We start from the raw sequence: 19,848 nt of genomic DNA, 5'->3' as shown, positions 1-19,848 counted from the left end.
AGGCTGCTTGTTCCAGTCCCACCGCGCCTGCATACGTGGCAGGCGATGCATGTGTTGTAGTGTATCCAACACTTGTTTACTAATTTCCGCCGCATGCGTTGGCCATGAAAAAACCGGCCAGTGGCCGGTTTTCCTGATTTGATCCTGCATCAACAACACCGCATCAGCGCGATTTGACAAAGGGCACGCCAATAGCCTTGGGTGCTACCGCGCGACCAACAAAACCAGCCAGCAGCAACACAGTCAGCACATAGGGAATGACCTGGATGGCCTGCGACGGAATCTGGCCGACGATAGGCAGATCCACCCCTTCCAGCCGGATTTGCAGCGCATCGGCAAAGGCAAACAGCAAGCAGCCCAGCACCGCAGGCAGCGGGCGCCATTTACCGAAGATGAGTGCCGCCAATGCCAGAAAGCCCTTGCCCGCCGTCATTTCCTTGATAAAGGAACCAGTCTGATACACCGACAGGAAAGTACCGGCCATGCCGCACAGCACACCACCCCAGAACAGCGCGATGTAACGCACCCGCGCTACAGACACACCAGCGGTATCCGCGGCATGCGGGTTTTCGCCCACCGCGCGCAGGCGCAGGCCAAAGCGGCTGCGGTATACCACCCAGCTCACCAAGGGAATGATGAGGATGGTGAGGTACACCAGGATGCTGTGCCCGGACAGCAGCTTGCTATACAGCTGGCCAAGGACAGGTACATTCGACAAGGCATCGGCAAACGGCAGGGTGATGTCGTGAAAGCGCGAATCATCATCCAGCTGCGGCGTATTGCCACCTTGCTGGAACCAGGCCAGACCCAGCACCGGCGTAATGCCGGAGGCAATGGTATTGATGGCCATGCCGGAAATCAGCTGGTTGCCGTTATAGGTAACCGAAACAAAGGCATGCACCATGGCCATGCTGACTGCTGCCATCACCCCGGCCAACAGGCCCAGCCAGGGCGAATGGGTGACAAAAGCCGCCGCGCCGGAGGCAAACGCCGCCACCAGCATCTTGCCTTCCAGGCCGATGTCCACCACGCCGGAACGCTCGGAGAACATGCCTGCCAAGGCCGCCAGCACCAGCGGCGTGGCCACGCGGATGGTTGAATCAAGCAGACTGAGCCATTGCTCCATCACTTATCCTCCTTGCGTTTGAACAGCCCGGCGATGAAGGGCTCGAACAGGTTTTCCAGTGCACCGCAGAACAGGATGATCAAACCCTGGATGAAGATGATCATCTCGCGGGTAATCACCGGCTTTTCAAACGACAGCTCCAGCCCACCCTGGGTCAGACCGCCAAACAGCAAGGCGGACAGGATGATGCCTACCGGATGGTTGCGCCCCATCAACGCCACGGCAATGCCGACAAAGCCCACGCCATTGGTGAAGGACACATTCATGCGGTGGGTGGAACCCAGCAATTCGTTGATGGCAGCAAAGCCGGACAGCGCACCGGAAATGCACATGGCCAGCATGATGGTCTTGCTGACATTGATACCGGCATAGCGCGCCGCGCTTTCGTTCACGCCGACGGTACGCAGCTGGAAGCCCCAGCGGCTATGCCACACCAGCAGGTAGAACAGCACGCAGGCCAGCAAGGCCATGATGAAGGTGAGGTTGAGCGGGGTATTGGGCAGTTCGATCCCCACACCGGCAGCCAGCTGATGCAGGGCCGGAATCCAGGCATTGTGGCCGAATTCCCGCGTAGTGGGGTTTTGCGAACCGGCTTCAATCAGGTGATGGCCAATCAGGTACAACATCAGCGAATAGGCGATGAAGTTGAACATGATGGTGGTCACCACAATGTGGCTGCCACGTTTGGCCTGCAACCAGCCCGGAATGAAGGCCCAGGCGGCACCAAATCCCATGGCTGCCAGAATGCACAGCGGCACCAGCACCAAGGGCGGCAGGGTGTGATCAAACGCCAGCACCACCAGCGTGACGCCAAGGCCAGCCAGATAGGCCTGCCCTTCCCCGCCGATATTGAACAAGCCGGCATGAAAAGCCGTCGCCACGGCCAGGCCGGTAAAAATGAAGCCGGTGGTGTAGAACAGCGTATAGCCAATGCCCTCGCCACTGCCAAAGGCACCGCTGACCAGAAGTTGCAGGCATTCCCACGGGTCTTCGCCAATCAGCCAGGTAACAAAGCCGGTCACCAGCAAGGCGGCCAGCAGATTGAGTACCGGCAGCACGCTTAATTGCGCCCAGCGCGGCAAGGTGGACGGTTGTCCGAATTTCACTGTTTATGCCCCCCCATCAACAAGCCCAGCGATACGGTGTCGGCTTCCCTGGCCGCCACTTCACCACTGATCTGCCCGCCCGCCATCACCAGGATGCGGTCGGACAAGGCCAGAATTTCTTCCAGTTCCACCGACACCAGCAAGATGGCCTTGCCGGCATCGCGCAATTCCACCAGCCGACGGTGGATGAACTCGATGGCACCGATATCCACCCCGCGCGTGGGCTGGCCGATCAGCAGCAAGTCCGGGTTGGCGTGGATTTCCCGTGCCAGCACCACTTTTTGCTGATTGCCGCCGGACAGCAGGCCCACACGCAGCTGGGCATTGTCCGGACGGATGTCAAACTGGCGGATGAAGTCGCGGGTACGCGCCAGCAGCGCCTGACGGGAGAACAGGCCGCGGCGGCTGATGGTCTTGTCGTTGTGGTAGCCCAGAATGGCGTTTTCGAACATGGGGAAGGATTTCACCAGCCCCTCGCGCGAACGGTCTTCCGGCACATGGGCAATACCCTTCTGGCGATACAGCGCAGCACGCGGCTGGCTGGATTTTTCCTGCAGCAAGTCCTTGCCGTGGTAGCGAATTTCACCGCTGGTGGGTTCCACCATGCCGGCCAGTACTTCCAGCAGCTCGGACTGACCATTGCCGGAAACGCCAGCGATGCCGACGATCTCACCGGCACGCACCTGAAAATCCAGCCCGTCCAGCAGCTTGACGCCGCGCGCATCGGTCAGGCTAAGGCCACGGACCTCCAGCACCGCTGCGCCGGGTGTACGCTCGGCCTTGTCCACCTTCAGCGATACCTTGCGCCCCACCATCAGGTCGGCCAGTTTTTCCTTGTCGACATCAGCAGTACGCACATTACCCACCACGGTGCCGGCGCGCATCACGCTCACCGCATCGGTAATGTCCATCACCTCGCGCAGCTTGTGAGTGATCAGGATCACCGTCTTGCCCTGTTCGCGCAGCGCACGCAGGATGCAGAACAAATGGTCGGCCTCTTGCGGTGTCAGCACCGCAGTGGGCTCATCCAGAATCAGTACATCGGCACCGCGATACAGCGCCTTGAGAATTTCCACCCGCTGTTGCAGGCCCACGCCCAGCTCGCCCACCAGGGCGTCCGGGTCCACTTCCAGCGAATAATCGCGATTGAGCTGCAGCAAATGCGCCCGCGCCTGCTCCATGCCCTGCTTGAGCAGCAGACCGCCTTCGGCCCCCAGCACAATGTTTTCCAGCACGGTAAAGGTATCCACCAGCATGAAGTGCTGATGCACCATGCCGATACCCAGCCGGATGGCCTCCTGGCTGTTACGGATGCGCACCTCACGGCCATTCACCCGGATGCTGCCGCTGTCGGCCTGGTAATAGCCGTACAGAATGCTCATCAGCGTGGATTTGCCCGCGCCGTTTTCCCCGATGATGCCGTGTATGGAGCCCTTGGCGATGTGCATGGACACATCGCGATTGGCCTGCACCGCACCAAAGCGCTTGCTGATGCCAGCCAGTTCGATGGCGAAATCAGTCATGCCTGTATTTCCCCGCATGCAATGAATCCCGGCCGGGCCACAAGAACCAAACAGGCACGAGAGCCGAAGCCATCGTGCCTGCAGTCCTCCCGGGCCGCAGCCGGGAAAAGGTCATCTAAAGACTTACTTCACCGGACAGCTGTTGTTGGTGCGATAGTCCACCACGCTGAGCTTGCCGCTGATGATGTCCTTCTTGGCCGCGCCAATCTTCTTTTCCATATCGGCGGAAATCAGCTTGCGGTTGTTGGCATCCAGCGCCCAGTCAACACCACCTTCCTTCAGGCCCATCACCTTCACTTCCGGCTTCCAGCTGCCATCCTTGGCGGACTTGAAAGTGTCGTACACGGCATTGTCCACGCGCTTCACCATGGAAGTCAGCACAAAGCCCGGGTACAGGTGGTTCTGGTTGCTGTCCACGCCGATGGACAGCTTGTTTGCGGTCTTGGCGGCTTGCAATACACCCAGGCCAGTACCACCGGCAGCGGCAAACACCACGTCCACACCACGGTCAAACTGGCTCTTGGCCAGTTCGGTACCACGTGCCGGGTCGTTGAAAGCCTGCGGGGTGGTACCGGTCATGTTCTGGATGACTTCGGTTTTCTTGTTGGCGTACTTGGCACCCTGCACATAGCCACAGCCAAAGGCGCGGATCAGCGGCACATCCATGCCACCGATATAACCCACCTTGCCGGACTTGGACGCCAGCGCGGCAGCCATGCCCACCAGGAAGGAGCCTTCCTGTTCCTTGAACACGATGCTCTGTACGTTCGGACCCTTGGCCACGGAATCAATAATGGTGAATTTCACCTTGGGGAATTCCTTGGCCACGGTTTCCACCGCCTGGGTGAAGGAGAAGCCGACGGAGACGATCAGGTCGGCATCCTTGCGTGCCAGGTTGCGCAGCAGTTGTTCTTTCTGCGCTTCCGAAGCGATGGTGCCCTCACGGTAGCTGATCTTGAATTCCTTCTTGAAACGTTCTGCGCCGTTGAACGCCGCCTCGTTGAAGCTCTTGTCGAACTTGCCAGCCTGGTCGTAAATCACTGCCGGGCTGAAATCCTTGGCAAAGCTTGTGCCAGCCAGTACGGACAGGGCAACGGCAAGGCTTGCACGTTTCAATTGAATGGTCATATCAGGAACTCTTGGTTTTGTTGGTCAACAGGCTTGTGCCGGACATGCCAGCACAGGCAGCTTCGGGAAGCCCCACCTTCCGCATTGGCTTTTTTGCACACATCACCTTGTTGTAGCTAAACCGAAATCAGCCAACAAGGCGGTATTTCAATCTGATGGGCGCGGCGAATTGTAATGAGGGGAAAATTGACTGTAAACATTTTCCTCTCGACTTTGAAATACCCTGTCGCAAAGCTGGGTGTTGCGCGCAACAAAACCGCACCATGCTGCGCCCAACGCTATAAAACACATGCCAACATGCCATGACAAAACAGAAAATATGACGAATTGGCCGGTGCAAGGCAAGATTGCACTGTCTCCCCCCTACCCCTTGCTGTGTCAAATCAGCCACGTCATGGCCAGCCACATATCCAAGCCGGGCGCAAAGCCCTACAATCGCCGCCTTGTTCCTGACCATACCACCATGCTACCCATCCTCTACCGCGACTCGCAGCTGATCGCCATCCACAAGCCGTCCAACCTGCTGGTGCATCGCTCCGAACTGGACCGCCACGAAACCCGCTTTGCCATCCAGCTGCTGCGCGATCAGATCGGCCAGCGGGTTTATCCGGTACACCGGCTGGACAAGGGCACATCCGGCGTCTTGCTGTTTGCGCTGGACAAGGACAGTGCGCGTGAGATGAGCTGGCAATTCGAACGCCAGGAAGTCAGCAAGCGCTATCTGGCGGTAGTGCGCGGCCATCCGGCCGAATCCGGCCATATCGACCACGCCCTCAGCCGCCGTGTGGACGACCTGGCCTGGCTGGGTGAGAAGGTGCCGCCGGGCCCGCAGGAGGCGCAAACCGACTACCGCCGCCTGGCCACGGTGGAGCTGCCCATTGCAGTGGACCGCTATCCCACCAGCCGCTACGCACTGCTGGAGCTTTCCCCGCTCACCGGCCGCCGCCACCAGTTGCGCCGCCACATGAAGCACATCGCCCATCCCATCATTGGCGATGCCACCCACGGCAAGGGCGTGCACAACCGCATGTTTGCCGAGCACTTTGGCAGCCAGCGCATGTTGCTGGCCTGCATGGAAATGCAGATCACCCATCCGCAGACCGGCGCAGCCATCCAGCTGACCTGCCCGCTGGCAGAAGACTTTGCCAGCGTAGTGCGTGCACTGGGCTGGGAACAGGCCCTGCCCGCCAACTGGCTGACCGCCGTCTGATGGACTGCCAAATCCGCTACAATGCCGCCATTGTCTTAGAAAGCTGATGCATGCTGAGTTATCGCCACGCCTTTCACGCCGGCAACCACGCCGACGTGCTCAAGCACCTGATTGAAATTGCCGTACTGGACTACCTGGGCCAGAAAGACAAACCCTACTGGTATATCGACACCCATGCCGGTGCCGGTGGTTACGCTCTACAAGAGGGTTATGCAGCCAAGAATGCCGAATACCTGAGCGGCATTGCCCGTCTGTGGGACCGTACCGACCTGCCCCCTGCGGTCGCAGCCTATGTGGACGTGGTACGCGAAATGAACCCGGATGGCGAACTGCGCTACTACCCCGGCTCACCCTGGTGTGCCGCTGCCGTGATGCCGCAAAGCGACAAACTGCGCCTGTTCGAACTGCACCCCACCGACTTTCAGCTGCTGGAGCAGAACTTTGGCGGCCATCCGCGCCGCACCCAGTTGCAACAGGCCAATGGCTTTGAAGGCATCAAGGCCATCCTGCCGCCACCGCCACGTCGCGGCCTGGTGCTGATCGACCCGCCGTATGAGGACAAACGCGACTACCAGCACGTGGTGACCGCACTGAAAGAAGGCCTGAAGCGTTTTGCCACCGGGGTGTACGCCGTGTGGTACCCCTGCCTGCAACGCGCCGAGATGAAAGAGCTACCCAAAGAGCTGAAAAAACTGCCCGCCAAGAGCTGGTTGCGCGCCGAATTGCATGTGCAGGCGCCATCGGCAGACGGTTTTGGCATGTACGGCAGCGGCATGTTCCTGCTGAATCCGCCGTGGACCCTGCCTGCCATGCTCAAGGAAGTCCTGCCCTATCTGGTTGAACACCTGGGCCAGGATGCCAAGGCCAGCTTCATTCTGGAAACCGGCGGCGACCTGTAAACCGCTCCCCGCTCCATTGCACAATGCCACCCTGCGAGGTGGCATTTTTCTTGTGCAGCCACATCGCTAGTTGGCTGCGGTTTTGATGGTGATTCCTGATCAACCCCCAAGCAAGGTCGGGGGTTGATTTCAAACGCATCACTGCACCTAGGTTTTAACGCGGTAGTCCTTGATCAAATCATGCACCAGCCTTGCCTGTGCAGTCAGTTGCACCGCAGTGGATGCACACTGCTCGGCATGCGTGCTGACTGCTTGCGTAGCATTGTCGATCTGGTGCAAGCCCTGGGTAATTTCCTCGATACCGCTTACCTGCTCCTGCGATGCCAGGGAAATACTCTCCACCAGCGCAGACAACTCTTCAGCACTGGACACAATCTGTCTGAGCGAATCAGACGTTTTGTTAGCCACATTAACACCGACAGCGGTCTTGGCACTGGACGACTGCACCAGCTTGGCCACCTGCTGGGCCGCATTGGCACTGCGAATTGCCAGAGAGCGCACTTCGTCGGCAACCACGGCAAAACCACGTCCGGACTCCCCTGCACGGGCAGCTTCAATCGCCGCATTCAAGGCCAGCAAATTGGTCTGCTCGGTAATGTCATTGATGGCCTGGATGATTGAAGTGATATTGTCACCAGAGGCTTTTATATCCTGCATTGCAGCCAGCATTTCACTCATCTCACGCGCACCATTCAAAGCAGCCGCATGCGAGGTCTGGGAAATGCTTCTGGCCCGCACGGCATTGTCGGCATTGCTCCTGGTCTGGGAGCTGATCTCCGCCATGGCCGTGCTGATCTGCTCGATAGACGCCGCAGAGCTTCCCGCGCCCTCGGACAGCTCCTGGCTGAGAGAGGACATGTCCTTCGCGTTTCTGTCGATGGCCCGGGCTTCGTTCTGCAAATTGCCTATCATCCGGTTCAGGTTTTCCACCATTTTCTGCAAGGCCCTTCCCAACTGGTCAGATTGCGAAGTCAGCTTGACGTTGCAGTCCAGATTGCCCTGACTGATCTGCTCGGCAAGATTCACCTTTTCCTGCAGACTGTCGGACATGCTGTTCAGGGCAGACGCCAGCTTCCCCACCTCATCACTCGAAGCCACGTTCAGCCGGGTGTCAAAAACACCATCTTCGATATTCTGCGCCATGTCAGCAGCATCACGAATCGGCCTGGCAATGCGGGCCGCCATGCGCCACAGGAACAGGCTGGCCAGCACAATGATGGCAATACCAACGCCAACCTGCAGCAGGGTTGTGAAGACTGAACGGCTGGTAATGTCATGATTGAGCGCATTGACCTGCTCCAGCACTACATCCTTGGGCACCTGAATCAACACCGCCCATGGCTTTCCGGTTTTTCCTAGCGGAATGGGTGCCAGTGCATTCATGGTATTTGCTGCATCATCGGTCCATGTCTTGGACTTGCCCGTCTGAATGTCGGCAAGCAGGCCTTGTGCATTGGATTCGCCCACCTCGGGGGTGAAAGGCTTGCCAATCAGCTCCGGATGGGCACTATCGGCCACCACCAGGCCACGATCACTCAGAATCAGCAGCTTGCCCTTCCCTTCATAAAGCGTCTTGTTGGTTTCCTGGCTTATTTTCTGCACAAAATCGAGGTTGTAGTCGGCCCCGGCCACCCCCATGAATTTGCCATTGATGATGATGGGCACCGACATGGTCGCCAGGAAGACGCTCTTGCCTTGCACGATGTAAGGCAAAGGCCCCAGCACGCTTTCCTTGCTACTCGCCTTCGGCCCGGCATACCAGCCACCTTTGGGTACCCCATTCGGATGCAAAGCATCCGAGTCGTACTCCACCAGCGGCTGAACTGCAATGGAGCCACTCTCGCTACGGGTCCAGTACGGCGTGAACCGGCCGGTCTGGGGATTGTTGCCATTGCCTGCCGTTGCGTTCTGCGCATCCCCGCCGTCAACCGCATTAGGCTCCCAGCACGAATAGGTGCCGTTGAATTCCGGATTACTCAGCAGAACGTTATGCAAAATCGCATTCAGTTGCTGGCGCCCCATCGGCAGGCTGCTTTTTGACAATGCAAAGGTATGGGCCATGGTACGTGCCGCATCCAGTGCCAGATCGAAGCGCGCCTGGATGGCTCCGGCCTGGGCGGAGGCAAGATTGCTCAACTTGGCCTCGGTTTCCGTCCGGATCAATTCATTCATGCGCCCGTTGACCATGTTTTGGGTCATCATCGACGAACCGACATTGATCGTTAGCAACACCACGGAACTGATCACCAAGGCTGTACCTGCCGCAACTGCAATACGCCCCTGGACTGACTTCAAACCAACTGCCCTGATTTTTTCTTTTGTTATTTTCATATCAACTCCCTGTTTTAAATATCCCCGGCTGCGCAACAGATACCCAAGATACTGCTACACAGTTCTGCATACCCTGCTTTTCAACTCAGTAGCACTGACACTTGAAACAAAAACAATCTAAAAACCTTCCCACAGGTAGCGCGTAGCCAACTGCAGCAAAATACAAAACAGTCCTTATCGCCAATCAAGACAGGGTCATTTTATAGAACAAGCAACCCACAATAGCCTCCACCAAAAATGCATAATCTGATCAGCATCAAACACAAGCGATTAATTATCGCTCAACAAATAGTCACTGCAATGGTATCCGGAATAGCCAATTCACCTCAGCTTCCCAACAAATCCAGATCACACACATGACGACGCCATCAAAAAACGCACTTTAAATTGAAACCGCACACAGTGCCAATCGGTGAGTTTTCAATTGAACGTTCATGAAACAATCACTAATGAGATGCATCGCGTTGGATTTGTATAATTCGCGCCACTCACAGCTCAGTACAGCGCACACAGAAGCCTAAGCAAAATAAGCAAGCAAAACACTGAATCACATAATTTTATTTCCACCAAGATGAAATGATCAGCGCAAGACCGAACCCGCTCAAGAAATATATCTCTCACATATTCCCATATACGGCTACGACGGAGATCTACTACTTTAGTACTACTTTCCATCACCATCGCTATTTACTCCACCACCAAATATAGCGATACGCACTCGCATTAAACCAATTGCCTAATTAATCAATAACAATCAATGACATCGTGATTTACAATGGAAATATCACCGCATAAAATGCCTGATGATCAAATAACTTCACTTGACAGTGAAGTTAATGAATATATGGGACAAGCAGCATGATGAGATGGTGACAACAGCAAACGCCTGGAGGAGAAACTGCGAAAGACAGGAGCACACCCAGCACCACCGATGGGCATATTGATCCGACAAGCACTTTGCAACTCAGGCATAACAAGCCACCAGCGCCATTGCAACCGGCTAATCCTGCAGAACCGGCATCAACCCTGGCGCAAGCCAAACTCAAACAAAAACCCTCATTCGCAATCCATGCGATAGCAAGGACTACGAATGAGGGTTGGCTTTAAAGCGCCTAACGCGATTTCTTGATTCTAAGCGCTCGCAGAAACTGGTGTTTAAAACAACTTGGAGATGTCTTTGGCTTCCCAGTGCGGGAAGTGCTTGCGCACCAGCTGGTTGAATTCCAGCTCGAAAGCACGCAGGCGGGCCAGCTCGTCGCTCACCGGCTCGGCACTGGATTCAGCCGCAGCCGTCACCATGCCCGCAGCAGCAGTGGCATTGCTCAGGCGGTCGATGATGATGAAGCTGCCAGTGCCACGGCACTGGGCATAGGCATCAAACACTACCGGCGCGTTCAGCTCCACCCGGCACAGGGCGATTTCGTTCAGCGCCAGCTCTTGCACGTCAAACTGTTGCAGCGAGTTGACATCAACACGGTGCTCGATGGCAGACACACGTCCGCTCACCACCTTCCCTGCCAGCTTGAAACCGTATTCCTTGCCCACCACCAGCGGTGCCTCGGCCATCCACACCACATGGGCATCAAATGCCTGCGCCACATTGGGTTGCTGCTCGCCAGCACGCACAATCATGTCGCCACGGGAAATGTCGATTTCATCTTCCAATGTCAGAGTAATGGCCTGACCGACAAAAGCAGAGGGCTGATTGCCTTCAAAGGTGACCACTTCCTTCACCTTGCTGCGCTTGCCGGACGGCAGGGCCACAATGGCGTCACCCGGCCTCACTTCACCCGCCACCACGGTGCCGCAGAAGCCGCGGAAATCCAGATTCGGGCGGTTGACGTACTGCACCGGCAGACGGAAGGCTTCCAGCGCCACGTCGTGGCTTACCTGCACGCTTTCCAGCAGCTCCATCAGGGTGGCACCCTGATACCAGCCCATGTTTTCGCTGCGCGTCACCACGTTGTCACCACGCAGGGCGGAGATCGGTACAAAGCGGATGTCCGGGATGGTCAGGTGTTCGGAAAAGGCCAGGTACTCTTCACGGATACGGTCGTACACTTCCTGGCTGTGTTCTACCAGGTCCATCTTGTTGATGGCCACAATCACGTGCTTGATGCCCAGCAGGCTGACGATGAAGCTGTGACGACGGGTCTGGGTTTGCACACCACGGCGCGCGTCAATCAGGATCACTGCCAGGTTGCAGGTAGACGCGCCGGTAGCCATGTTGCGGGTGTACTGCTCGTGGCCCGGGCAGTCAGCAATGATGAACTTGCGCTTCTCGGTGCTGAAGTAGCGATAGGCCACGTCGATGGTGATGCCTTGCTCACGTTCGGCCTGCAAACCATCCACCAGCAAGGCCAAGTCGATTTCCTGGTCGGTGGTGTTGTACTTTTTCGAGTCGCGTTCGATGGCCGCCAGCTGGTCTTCGAAAATCAGCTTGGAGTCGTGCAGCAGACGGCCAATCAACGTGGATTTGCCATCATCGACATTGCCGCAGGTGATGAAGCGCAGCATGTCCTTGTTTTCATGCTGCTTCAGGTATTCCAGGATATCGCTGGCAATCAGCTCGGACTGGTGAGACATGATCGTTCTTTCCGCTGTAGCCCACCGCCAGGGCGATGAGCATCAATTCTTCAGAGTGGTGACTGGATGGAGCCGGGCTTAGAAATAGCCTTCCATCTTCTTCTTTTCCATCGAACCGGCCTGATCATGGTCGATCAGACGGCCCTGACGCTCACTGGTGGTGGTCAGCAGCATTTCCTGGATGACCTCCGGCAGCGTGGCGGCAGTGGACTCCACCGCGCCAGTCAGCGGGTAACAGCCCAGCGTACGGAAACGCACCTGCTTCTTGGTGATGCTGGCTTTTTGCTCGGGCGTCAGGTATTCCAGAATGCGGTCGTCATCAATCATCACCAGCGTGCCGTTCAGGTTGACCACTTCACGCTCGGCGGCGAAATACAGCGGCACGATGTCGATGTTTTCCAGATAGATGTACTGCCAGATATCCAGCTCGGTCCAGTTGGACAGCGGGAACACGCGGATGCTCTCGCCCTTGTCGATCTTGCTGTTGTAGATGTTCCAGAGTTCCGGACGCTGGTTTTTCGGGTCCCAGCGGTGGTTTTTGTCGCGGAAGGAATACACGCGCTCCTTGGCGCGGGACTTCTCTTCGTCACGGCGCGCGCCACCAAATGCCGCGTCAAAACCGTATTTGTTCAGCGCCTGCTTCAGGCCTTCGGTCTTCATCACGTCGGTGTGCTTGGCACTGCCTACGGTAAACGGGTTGACGTTAGCCTTCACGCCCTCTTCATTCACATGCACGATCAGGTCCCAGCCTTCGGCTGCCTGCTTGTCGCGCAGGGCGTACATGTCCTTGAACTTCCAGGTGGTGTCCACATGCATCAGCGGGAACGGCGGCTTGCCGGGCGCAAAAGCCTTGCGCGCCAGATGCAGCATCACGGCAGAATCCTTGCCGATACTGTACAACATGACCGGATTTTCAAATTCCGCTGCAACTTCACGGATGATGTGGATCGACTCGGCTTCCAGCTGCTTGAGATGAGTCAGCTTTTGTTGACTGATGTTCATGATTCCCGCCTGTTCCTGGCCTGTCTGCACTCTTGGCGAGCACAGCATGATGGTTTGCTTGACGCTCAATGTACCGGAAGCACTGCTTTTTTCCAAAATCAGTTGGATATATCAATATGCACTATCCAAGTGAAAATTCAGTCCAAAGAGCAATAACGCAATGCTGATTAAGCCATGCCTTGCCGCCGGTTTCGCCATATAGTGACAAGCAGGGAGAAAACATCATGAACCGCGACAACAATAATGCGGAATACCAGGTCAGCCGCCGTATCCAGTGCCGCGATGGCAGCGTGTTATTACTGTGCGGCCTGGATGGCCAGTGCTATCTGCTGGATCCTCTGACAGCCACTGACAACCGCCCGGCACCTGCGCACGGCCTGCTTGCCAGCCCGGACACGACAACCCAGTTGGCCGGGCAGCCATACAGCTGCTACCCGATGAGTGACAACCAGCTGCTCAGCGACACACTGGTCAGCAAACCGGATGACCGCACAGCCGCCGGCATGCTGTGCGACTGCATGGAAGCATTGCTTCACCTGCAGCGGCATCAACTGATCCTGCCGCGACTGGATGCAGAACACATCCTCCTGGACCAGCAAGGACAGGCCTGCCTGCTGGCCGGGCAAGCCACGACCGCAACGGACGAAGCATCATTACAAGACAATGTTCGACAGGCGGGGCAGCTGTTTTACCGCCTGCTCACTGGTCGGCCGCATGGCAGCCTGCCACTACAACAATTCCGTCCGGATCTGGACCCGGAACTGCACCAGCTATGCCAAAGCTTGCTGGATTGCCATGCAGCAGCCAGCACAGTCAGCCGCGCCGCCCTCGCCCAGTTGCAAGACTGGCTGGTCCGGCAGCAACGCTTCATCCGCAGCGAGGGCAATCAGCAGGCTGCATTGCAGCAACTATTGCAGCGCATGCGTCACAATCCGGACTTCCCCGCGCTGTCGCAGGCCATCAATGCCATCAACCACATCGGCAATGCCGACAGTGAAAGACTGCAGGTACTGGCGGAAATCATCCTCAAGGATTTCTCGCTCACCAACAAACTGCTGCGGGTGGTCAATACTGCCAATTTCAGCCAATTCGGCGGTGCAGTCAGCACCATTTCGCGCGCCATCGTCATTCTCGGATTTGACACCATCCGTAACCTGGCCCTGACGCTGCTGCTGTTTGAACACATGCACAACCGCAGCCATGCCAAGGAAGTCCGTGATGTCGCCACCAGTGCGCTGTTTTGTGGCTTGCTGGCGCGTAGCCTGGCCCGGCACAGCCGTATGCAAGAGGCAGAAGAAGCACTGATATGCGGCATGTTCCAGCAACTGGGTGAATTGCTGTGCGTGTACTACTTCCGCAATGAATATCACCTGATCCGCAAGAAAACCGACACCGGCAGCAGCCCGGCACAGGCAGTACAACATACGCTAGGCATATCCTATGCCACACTTGGCACCAGTACTGCCGAGGCATGGAGCTTTCCCGAACGCATCGTCAGCAGCCTGGAACCCTACCCGCCAGGCCCGGTTCGACAGCCACAGCACAATGCCGCCCGACTGCGCATGCTGGGTAACCTGGCGCAGGAGCTCACCCAATTGCTGTCCAGCCCCGTTACGGCAAACACCACGCAGGCCCAACAACTCCTCACCCGCTATGCGCGCGCCTTGCCACTGGAAATCAACAGCCTGCATGCCGTTATTGCCGAGACGCAGGCAGAATTTGCCAGCACGCTGCATGAATGGAGCAATGAAGCGCATGTGCAGGGCAAGGCCCAACAGCTGAAAGGCGCCACACTGGGCCCGCATCCGGACAGCAAGCCAGCCGCACCGGCAGCCGAGCTGGAATCCAGTTGCCTCGCCTCCGGCCCGGCCACCACATCCTTGCTATCCAGCGGCATACAGGAAGTCACGTCCACACTGCTCGGCAATTACCAGCTTAACGACCTGCTGCGGATGATTCTGGAAATCATGTACCGCGCAGTAGGCTTTGATCATGTGGTGCTTTGCACCAAGGACCCGCGACAAAACATGCTGCAGGCCCGCTTCGGCTTTGGAGAAAACACCGCAGCCTTGCTGCCGGTCTTCAAGGTGGACCTGCAGCAGCAGGACAATGCCTTCTGCATCGCCATGGAACGCAATGTCGACATCTTTATCGAAGACGCCAGTGCCGCTGCCATCAGTAGCCATATCCCGGCATGGTATAGACAACTCAATCTTGCCCAGACATTTATCATCTTTCCGCTGGTGCTGGAAAAGAGGAAAATAGGCTTTCTTTACGGTGATAAAAACCAGGCACACAGCCTGCCCTTGCGGCCAGACGAACTGAATCTTCTCAAGACGCTACGCAACCAGGCCTTGCTGGCCATCCGCCAACAGCAGAATTGAACCCAGCCAGAGAAACCGCTTGCCTTCATCAATCCCGACAGCCACAGCGCTGACCCGCAGAAGCCTGCTACGACATGGCCTGGCCGTTGCCGGTGTCGGGCTGCTGCAAGCCTGTGGCACACCAACACGCCCCACTACCATTACCACTACACCTAACGCCATGCCCATGCGAAACCACGAAATTGCGCTACTTGCCTGCTCAGGAACACTACCCAACGCCTTGCAGCGTCAGCATGGCGTGGATCGTTTGCAGCAAGCCGGGTTCAGCATCAGCAACCGCAACGCCATAGACCGCCAGTACCAGCGTTTCGCCGGCACCGATCAGGAACGGCTGCAAGACCTCAACCAGCTGACACAGCGGCAAGACATGCCGCGCATGCTGCTGGCGGGTCGTGGTGGATATGGCGCATGCCGCCTGCTGCAGGACATTGATTACCAGCGACTGTGTCCAATGCTCAAGGAAGCAGGCACCCAGATCATGGGCTACAGCGACTTCACCGCCATTCAACTTGCCCTGCTGACCAAAGGAGGCGTTGGCAGCTTCGCCGGCCCCATGCTGTACAGCGACTTTGGTGGCCGCAAACTCAGCCCGATGACCATGCAGCATTTCATTCAGGCCACGACAAGCGAAAACTGGACTGTCTTCACACCAACGCCACAAACCAGCACCGCAACAGGTGAAGGCATATTCTGGGGCGGCAATCTCAGCGTCTTGTCCAGCCTGGTCGGCAGCCCATACCTGCCAGACATCCAGGGCGGCCTGCTGTTTCTGGAGGACGTGGGCGAACAGCCCTACCGTCTGGAACGCATGCTGCAGCAGCTCTACTTGGCTGGCATCCTGCAACGCCAACAAGCCATTTTCCTGGGTGATTTCGCCATGGGCCGCATCGTGGATGCCTACGATGCAGGCTACACGCTGGACACCGTGATTGCACAAATACGCAGCCAGCTAAAAATCCCCGTTTTCACCGGCATTCCCTTCGGACACATTCACGACAAGACTACCCTGCCACTGGGCTATCCAGCCCACTTTGCCGCAGATGAAACCGGCCTGACGCTCACTTTCAGTCACTATCCGGCACACTCCCCCTCCGGACTCACACTGGACCGGCTGCTGACGGAAAGTTAAGCGCACCAATGCAAAAAGCCACCCCAGGGTGGCTTTTTGTTTGACTCTGCACGCTATCTGGGCCGCAAATTACCCGCAATTTTCCTCATGATCAGTACCAATCTACCAGCATGACGCATGGCCGTTACCGGCACCCAAATGCACAAAGCCCAGCTCGTTTGAGCTGGGCTTCGAAGGGGGAGTCTGGCAGTGTCCTACTTTCACATGGCGAATGCCACACTATCATCGGCGCTAAGGCGTTTCACGGTCCTGTTCGGGATGGGAAGGCGTGGGACCACCTCGCTATGGCCACCAGACATAAACTGTCAACAAACTAAAAGAAGCCTTGTGGGGAGTAGGGAGTCGGGAGTTGTCTCTGCCCGCTCTTGTCTTGCTCTCCGTTTCGGGGGTAGTTCGTCAGTTGCAGGGTTTTACTCTCCACTCCCCACTCTCCACTCCCGCCTTAATTAGTCTTGGATCTTTGATCGCGTCGCACACTCACTATCCATCCGGCCTCGGTTTCCCAAGCCACTCAAATGATAGGATCAAGCCTCACGAGCAATTAGTATCGGTTAGCTTAACGCCTCACAGCGCTTCCACACCCGACCTATCAACGTCCTGGTCTCGAACGACTCTTCAGGAGGGTCAAGCCCTCAGGGAAGTCTCATCTTCAGGCGAGTTTCGCGCTTAGATGCTTTCAGCGCTTATCTCTTCCGAACTTAGCTACCCGGCAATGCCACTGGCGTGACAACCGGTACACCAGAGGTTCGTCCACTCCGGTCCTCTCGTACTAGGAGCAGCCCCCGTCAAACTTCCAACGCCCACTGCAGATAGGGACCAAACTGTCTCACGACGTTTTGAACCCAGCTCACGTACCACTTTAAATGGCGAACAGCCATACCCTTGGGACCGGCTACAGCCCCAGGATGTGATGAGCCGACATCGAGGTGCCAAACACCGCCGTCGATGTGAACTCTTGGGCGGTATCAGCCTGTTATCCCCGGAGTACCTTTTATCCGTTGAGCGATGGCCCTTCCATTCAGAACCACCGGATCACTATGTCCTGCTTTCGCACCTGCTCGACTTGTCGGTCTCGCAGTTAAGCTACCTTTTGCCATTGCACTATCAGCACGATTTCCGACCGTACCTAGGTAACCTTCGAACTCCTCCGTTACACTTTGGGAGGAGACCGCCCCAGTCAAACTGCCTACCATGCACTGTCCCCGATCCGGATAACGGACCAAGGTTAGAACCTCAAAGGGGTCAGGGTGGTATTTCAAGGTCGGCTCCACAGGAACTAGCGTCCCTGCTTCAAAGCCTCCCACCTATCCTACACAAACCACTTCAAAGTCCAATGCAAAGCTACAGTAAAGGTTCACGGGGTCTTTCCGTCTAGCAGCGGGGAGATTGCATCTTCACAAACACTTCAACTTCGCTGAGTCTCAGGAGGAGACAGTGTGGCCATCGTTACGCCATTCGTGCGGGTCGGAACTTACCCGACAAGGAATTTCGCTACCTTAGGACCGTTATAGTTACGGCCGCCGTTTACTGGGGCTTCGATCAAGAGCTTGCACCCCATCACTTAACCTTCCAGCACCGGGCAGGCGTCACACCGTATACGTCCACTTTCGTGTTGGCACAGTGCTGTGTTTTTGATAAACAGTCGCAGCCACCGATTCTCTGCGACCTGTCGTAGCTCCCACCGCAGGGTGTTCACCACAACAGGCATACCTTCTCCCGAAGTTACGGTATCAATTTGCCGAGTTCCTTCTCCTGAGTTCTCTCAAGCGCCTTAGAATTCTCATCCTGCCCACCTGTGTCGGTTTGCGGTACGGTTCTTGTGTAGCTGAAGCTTAGTGGCTTTTCCTGGAAGCGTGGTATCAGTCACTTCAGGTCCGTAGACCCTCGTTATCACTTCTCGGCGTTAAAGAAGGGCGGATTTGCCTACCCTTCACGCCTACCGGCTTGAACGACCTATTCCAACAGGCCGCTGACCTAACCTTCTCCGTCCCCACATCGCACTACACAAAAGTACGGGAATTTTAACCCGTTTCCCATCGACTACGCTTTTCAGCCTCGCCTTAGGGGCCGACTCACCCTACGCCGATGAACGTTGCGTAGGAAACCTTGGGCTTTCGGCGAGCGGGCTTTTCACCCGCTTTATCGCTACTCATGTCAGCATTCGCACTTCTGATATCTCCAGCATCCCTTACGAGACACCTTCACAGACCTACAGAACGCTCCCCTACCATCTGCACTTACGTGCAAATCCGCAGCTTCGGTTATCAGTTTGAGCCCCGTTACATCTTCCGCGCAGGACGACTCGACCAGTGAGCTATTACGCTTTCTTTAAATGATGGCTGCTTCTAAGCCAACATCCTGGCTGTCTGGGCCTTCCCACTTCGTTTACCACTTAACTGATCATTTGGGACCTTAGCTGGCGGTCTGGGTTGTTTCCCTCTTGACGATGGACGTTAGCACCCACCGTCTGTCTCCCATGCTCGCACTTTCCGGTATTCAGAGTTTGCCATGGTTTGGTAAATCGCAATGACCCCCTAGCCATAACAGTGCTTTACCCCCGGAAGTGATACATGAGGCACTACCTAAATAGTTTTCGGGGAGAACCAGCTATCTCCGAGTTTGTTTAGCCTTTCACCCCTATCCACAGCTCATCCCCTAGTTTTGCAACACTAGTGGGTTCGGACCTCCAGTGCGTGTTACCGCACCTTCATCCTGGCCATGGATAGATCACTCGGTTTCGGGTCTACGCCGAGCAACTAAGACGCCCTATTCGGACTCGGTTTCCCTACGCCTCCCCTATGCGGTTAAGCTTGCTACTGAACGTAAGTCGCTGACCCATTATACAAAAGGTACGCAGTCACCCCTTGCGAGGCTCCCACTGTTTGTATGCATCCGGTTTCAGGTTCTATTTCACTCCCCTCCCGGGGTTCTTTTCGCCTTTCCCTCACGGTACTGGTTCACTATCGGTCGATCACGAGTATTTAGCCTTGGAGGATGGTCCCCCCATCTTCAGACAGGATTTCGCGTGTCCCGCCCTACTTTTCGTATGCTCAGTACCAAGAATGAAATTTCGTGTACGGGGCTATCACCCACTATGGCGGACATTTCCAGGTCCTTCCACTATCTCAATCTCTATCACATACAGGCTATTCCGCGTTCGCTCGCCACTACTGACGGAATCTCGGTTGATTTCTTTTCCTCGAGTTACTTAGATGTTTCAGTTCACTCGGTTCGCTTCCACGTACCTATGTATTCAGTACGGGATACCCTTGCGGGTGGGTTTCCCCATTCGGATATCGCGGGATCAAAGCTCTATTGCCAGCTCCCCCGCGCTTTTCGCAGGCTTACACGTCCTTCATCGCCTGTGATCGCCAAGGCATCCACCAGATGCACTTAGTCGCTTGACCCTATCATTTCAGTAACC

At 56.5% G+C, this 19,848-nt stretch carries 12 protein-coding genes and 2 rRNA genes; 5 read left to right on the top strand and 9 right to left on the bottom strand.

The window, feature by feature from the left end:
• Positions 1 to 163: 163 nt before the first annotated feature.
• The 4 genes from DKK66_RS16000 to DKK66_RS15985 form a co-directional block, all read right to left on the bottom strand.
• A complete protein-coding gene (locus DKK66_RS16000) occupies positions 164 to 1,126 on the bottom strand; it encodes an ABC transporter permease (RefSeq protein WP_197715528.1) in 963 nt (320 codons plus the stop codon).
• Positions 1,126 to 2,232 (bottom strand): ABC transporter permease, encoded by a 1,107-nt coding sequence (locus DKK66_RS15995; protein WP_082696176.1) that lies wholly within the window; start codon positions 2,230 to 2,232, stop codon positions 1,126 to 1,128. Before DKK66_RS15995 ends, DKK66_RS16000 begins: the two co-directional genes overlap by 1 nt.
• Positions 2,229 to 3,755, bottom strand: coding sequence for an ABC transporter ATP-binding protein (locus DKK66_RS15990; protein WP_062790674.1), 1,527 nt, complete (start codon positions 3,753 to 3,755; stop codon positions 2,229 to 2,231). The genes DKK66_RS15995 and DKK66_RS15990 overlap by 4 nt, the downstream gene beginning before the upstream one ends.
• 123 nt (positions 3,756 to 3,878) lie before the next feature.
• Positions 3,879 to 4,883 carry a BMP family protein gene (locus DKK66_RS15985; protein WP_045848108.1) on the bottom strand — a complete coding sequence of 335 codons (1,005 nt, stop codon included), beginning with the start codon at positions 4,881 to 4,883 and terminating at the stop codon, positions 3,879 to 3,881.
• 463 nt (positions 4,884 to 5,346) lie between these two features.
• Between DKK66_RS15985 and DKK66_RS15980 the strand changes: the two genes are divergently transcribed.
• Both DKK66_RS15980 and DKK66_RS15975 read left to right on the top strand, forming a co-directional pair.
• Positions 5,347 to 6,093, top strand: coding sequence for a tRNA pseudouridine(65) synthase TruC (locus tag DKK66_RS15980; RefSeq protein ID WP_131361048.1), 747 nt, complete (start codon positions 5,347 to 5,349; stop codon positions 6,091 to 6,093).
• Between the two features lie 50 nt (positions 6,094 to 6,143).
• The gene (locus DKK66_RS15975) at positions 6,144 to 6,992 is read left to right on the top strand and encodes a 23S rRNA (adenine(2030)-N(6))-methyltransferase RlmJ (RefSeq protein WP_045848109.1); all 849 of its coding nucleotides are present in this window, start codon (positions 6,144 to 6,146) and stop codon (positions 6,990 to 6,992) included.
• A 147-nt stretch (positions 6,993 to 7,139) separates the two neighbouring features.
• On the opposite strand, the gene DKK66_RS15970 is transcribed toward DKK66_RS15975, so the two are convergent.
• Positions 7,140 to 9,164, bottom strand: a complete 2,025-nt coding sequence (locus DKK66_RS15970; protein ID WP_207389797.1) for a methyl-accepting chemotaxis protein — start codon at positions 9,162 to 9,164, stop codon at positions 7,140 to 7,142.
• Here DKK66_RS15970 and DKK66_RS20365 point away from each other — a divergent pair.
• Positions 9,163 to 9,444 (top strand): hypothetical protein, encoded by a 282-nt coding sequence (locus DKK66_RS20365; protein ID WP_207389796.1) that lies wholly within the window; start codon positions 9,163 to 9,165, stop codon positions 9,442 to 9,444. The two genes, DKK66_RS15970 and DKK66_RS20365, sit on opposite strands and share 2 nt — an antisense overlap.
• Positions 9,445 to 10,478: 1,034 nt before the next feature.
• On the opposite strand, the gene cysN is transcribed toward DKK66_RS20365, so the two are convergent.
• Positions 10,479 to 11,909, bottom strand: a complete 1,431-nt coding sequence (cysN, locus tag DKK66_RS15965) for a sulfate adenylyltransferase subunit CysN (protein ID WP_131359653.1) — start codon at positions 11,907 to 11,909, stop codon at positions 10,479 to 10,481.
• A gap of 78 nt (positions 11,910 to 11,987) precedes the next feature.
• Positions 11,988 to 12,911, bottom strand: a complete 924-nt coding sequence (gene cysD, locus DKK66_RS15960) for a sulfate adenylyltransferase subunit CysD (RefSeq protein WP_045848721.1) — start codon at positions 12,909 to 12,911, stop codon at positions 11,988 to 11,990.
• Between the two features lie 224 nt (positions 12,912 to 13,135).
• Between cysD and DKK66_RS15955 the strand changes: the two genes are divergently transcribed.
• The gene (locus tag DKK66_RS15955) at positions 13,136 to 15,295 is read left to right on the top strand and encodes an HDOD domain-containing protein (RefSeq protein WP_131359651.1); all 2,160 of its coding nucleotides are present in this window, start codon (positions 13,136 to 13,138) and stop codon (positions 15,293 to 15,295) included.
• Positions 15,296 to 15,461: 166 nt separating this feature from the next.
• The gene (locus DKK66_RS15950) at positions 15,462 to 16,424 is read left to right on the top strand and encodes an LD-carboxypeptidase (protein ID WP_242673507.1); all 963 of its coding nucleotides are present in this window, start codon (positions 15,462 to 15,464) and stop codon (positions 16,422 to 16,424) included.
• Between the two features lie 181 nt (positions 16,425 to 16,605).
• Here DKK66_RS15950 and rrf read toward each other — a convergent pair.
• Both rrf and DKK66_RS15940 read right to left on the bottom strand, forming a co-directional pair.
• Positions 16,606 to 16,720, bottom strand: a 5S ribosomal RNA gene (gene rrf, locus DKK66_RS15945).
• A gap of 224 nt (positions 16,721 to 16,944) precedes the next feature.
• Positions 16,945 to 19,831, bottom strand: a 23S ribosomal RNA gene (locus tag DKK66_RS15940).
• Positions 19,832 to 19,848 lie beyond the last annotated feature (17 nt).

The sequence above is a fragment of the Aquitalea sp. USM4 genome (assembly GCF_004328945.1).
In the GTDB taxonomy this organism is placed as follows: Bacteria; Pseudomonadota; Gammaproteobacteria; order Burkholderiales; family Chromobacteriaceae; genus Aquitalea; species Aquitalea pelogenes.
Note: the sequence above shows the minus strand (reverse complement) of the source record. Positions and strands in the feature narration are given on the sequence as shown.

Excerpts from the sequence above, each read along its gene's own strand:
- DKK66_RS16000 (WP_197715528.1), bottom strand. The coding sequence starts at position 1,126 with ATGGAGCAATGGCTCAGTCTGCTTGATTCAACCATCCGCGTGGCCACG.
- DKK66_RS15990 (WP_062790674.1), bottom strand. The coding sequence starts at position 3,755 with ATGACTGATTTCGCCATCGAACTGGCTGGCATCAGCAAGCGCTTTGGT.
- DKK66_RS15985 (WP_045848108.1), bottom strand. The coding sequence starts at position 4,883 with ATGACCATTCAATTGAAACGTGCAAGCCTTGCCGTTGCCCTGTCCGTA.
- DKK66_RS15980 (WP_131361048.1), top strand. The coding sequence starts at position 5,347 with ATGCTACCCATCCTCTACCGCGACTCGCAGCTGATCGCCATCCACAAG.
- DKK66_RS15975 (WP_045848109.1), top strand. The coding sequence starts at position 6,144 with ATGCTGAGTTATCGCCACGCCTTTCACGCCGGCAACCACGCCGACGTG.
- DKK66_RS20365 (WP_207389796.1), top strand. The coding sequence starts at position 9,163 with ATGCGCCCGTTGACCATGTTTTGGGTCATCATCGACGAACCGACATTG.
- DKK66_RS15970 (WP_207389797.1), bottom strand. The coding sequence starts at position 9,164 with ATGAATGAATTGATCCGGACGGAAACCGAGGCCAAGTTGAGCAATCTT.
- cysN (WP_131359653.1), bottom strand. The coding sequence starts at position 11,909 with ATGTCTCACCAGTCCGAGCTGATTGCCAGCGATATCCTGGAATACCTG.
- cysD (WP_045848721.1), bottom strand. The coding sequence starts at position 12,911 with ATGAACATCAGTCAACAAAAGCTGACTCATCTCAAGCAGCTGGAAGCC.
- DKK66_RS15955 (WP_131359651.1), top strand. The coding sequence starts at position 13,136 with ATGAACCGCGACAACAATAATGCGGAATACCAGGTCAGCCGCCGTATC.
- DKK66_RS15950 (WP_242673507.1), top strand. The coding sequence starts at position 15,462 with ATGCGAAACCACGAAATTGCGCTACTTGCCTGCTCAGGAACACTACCC.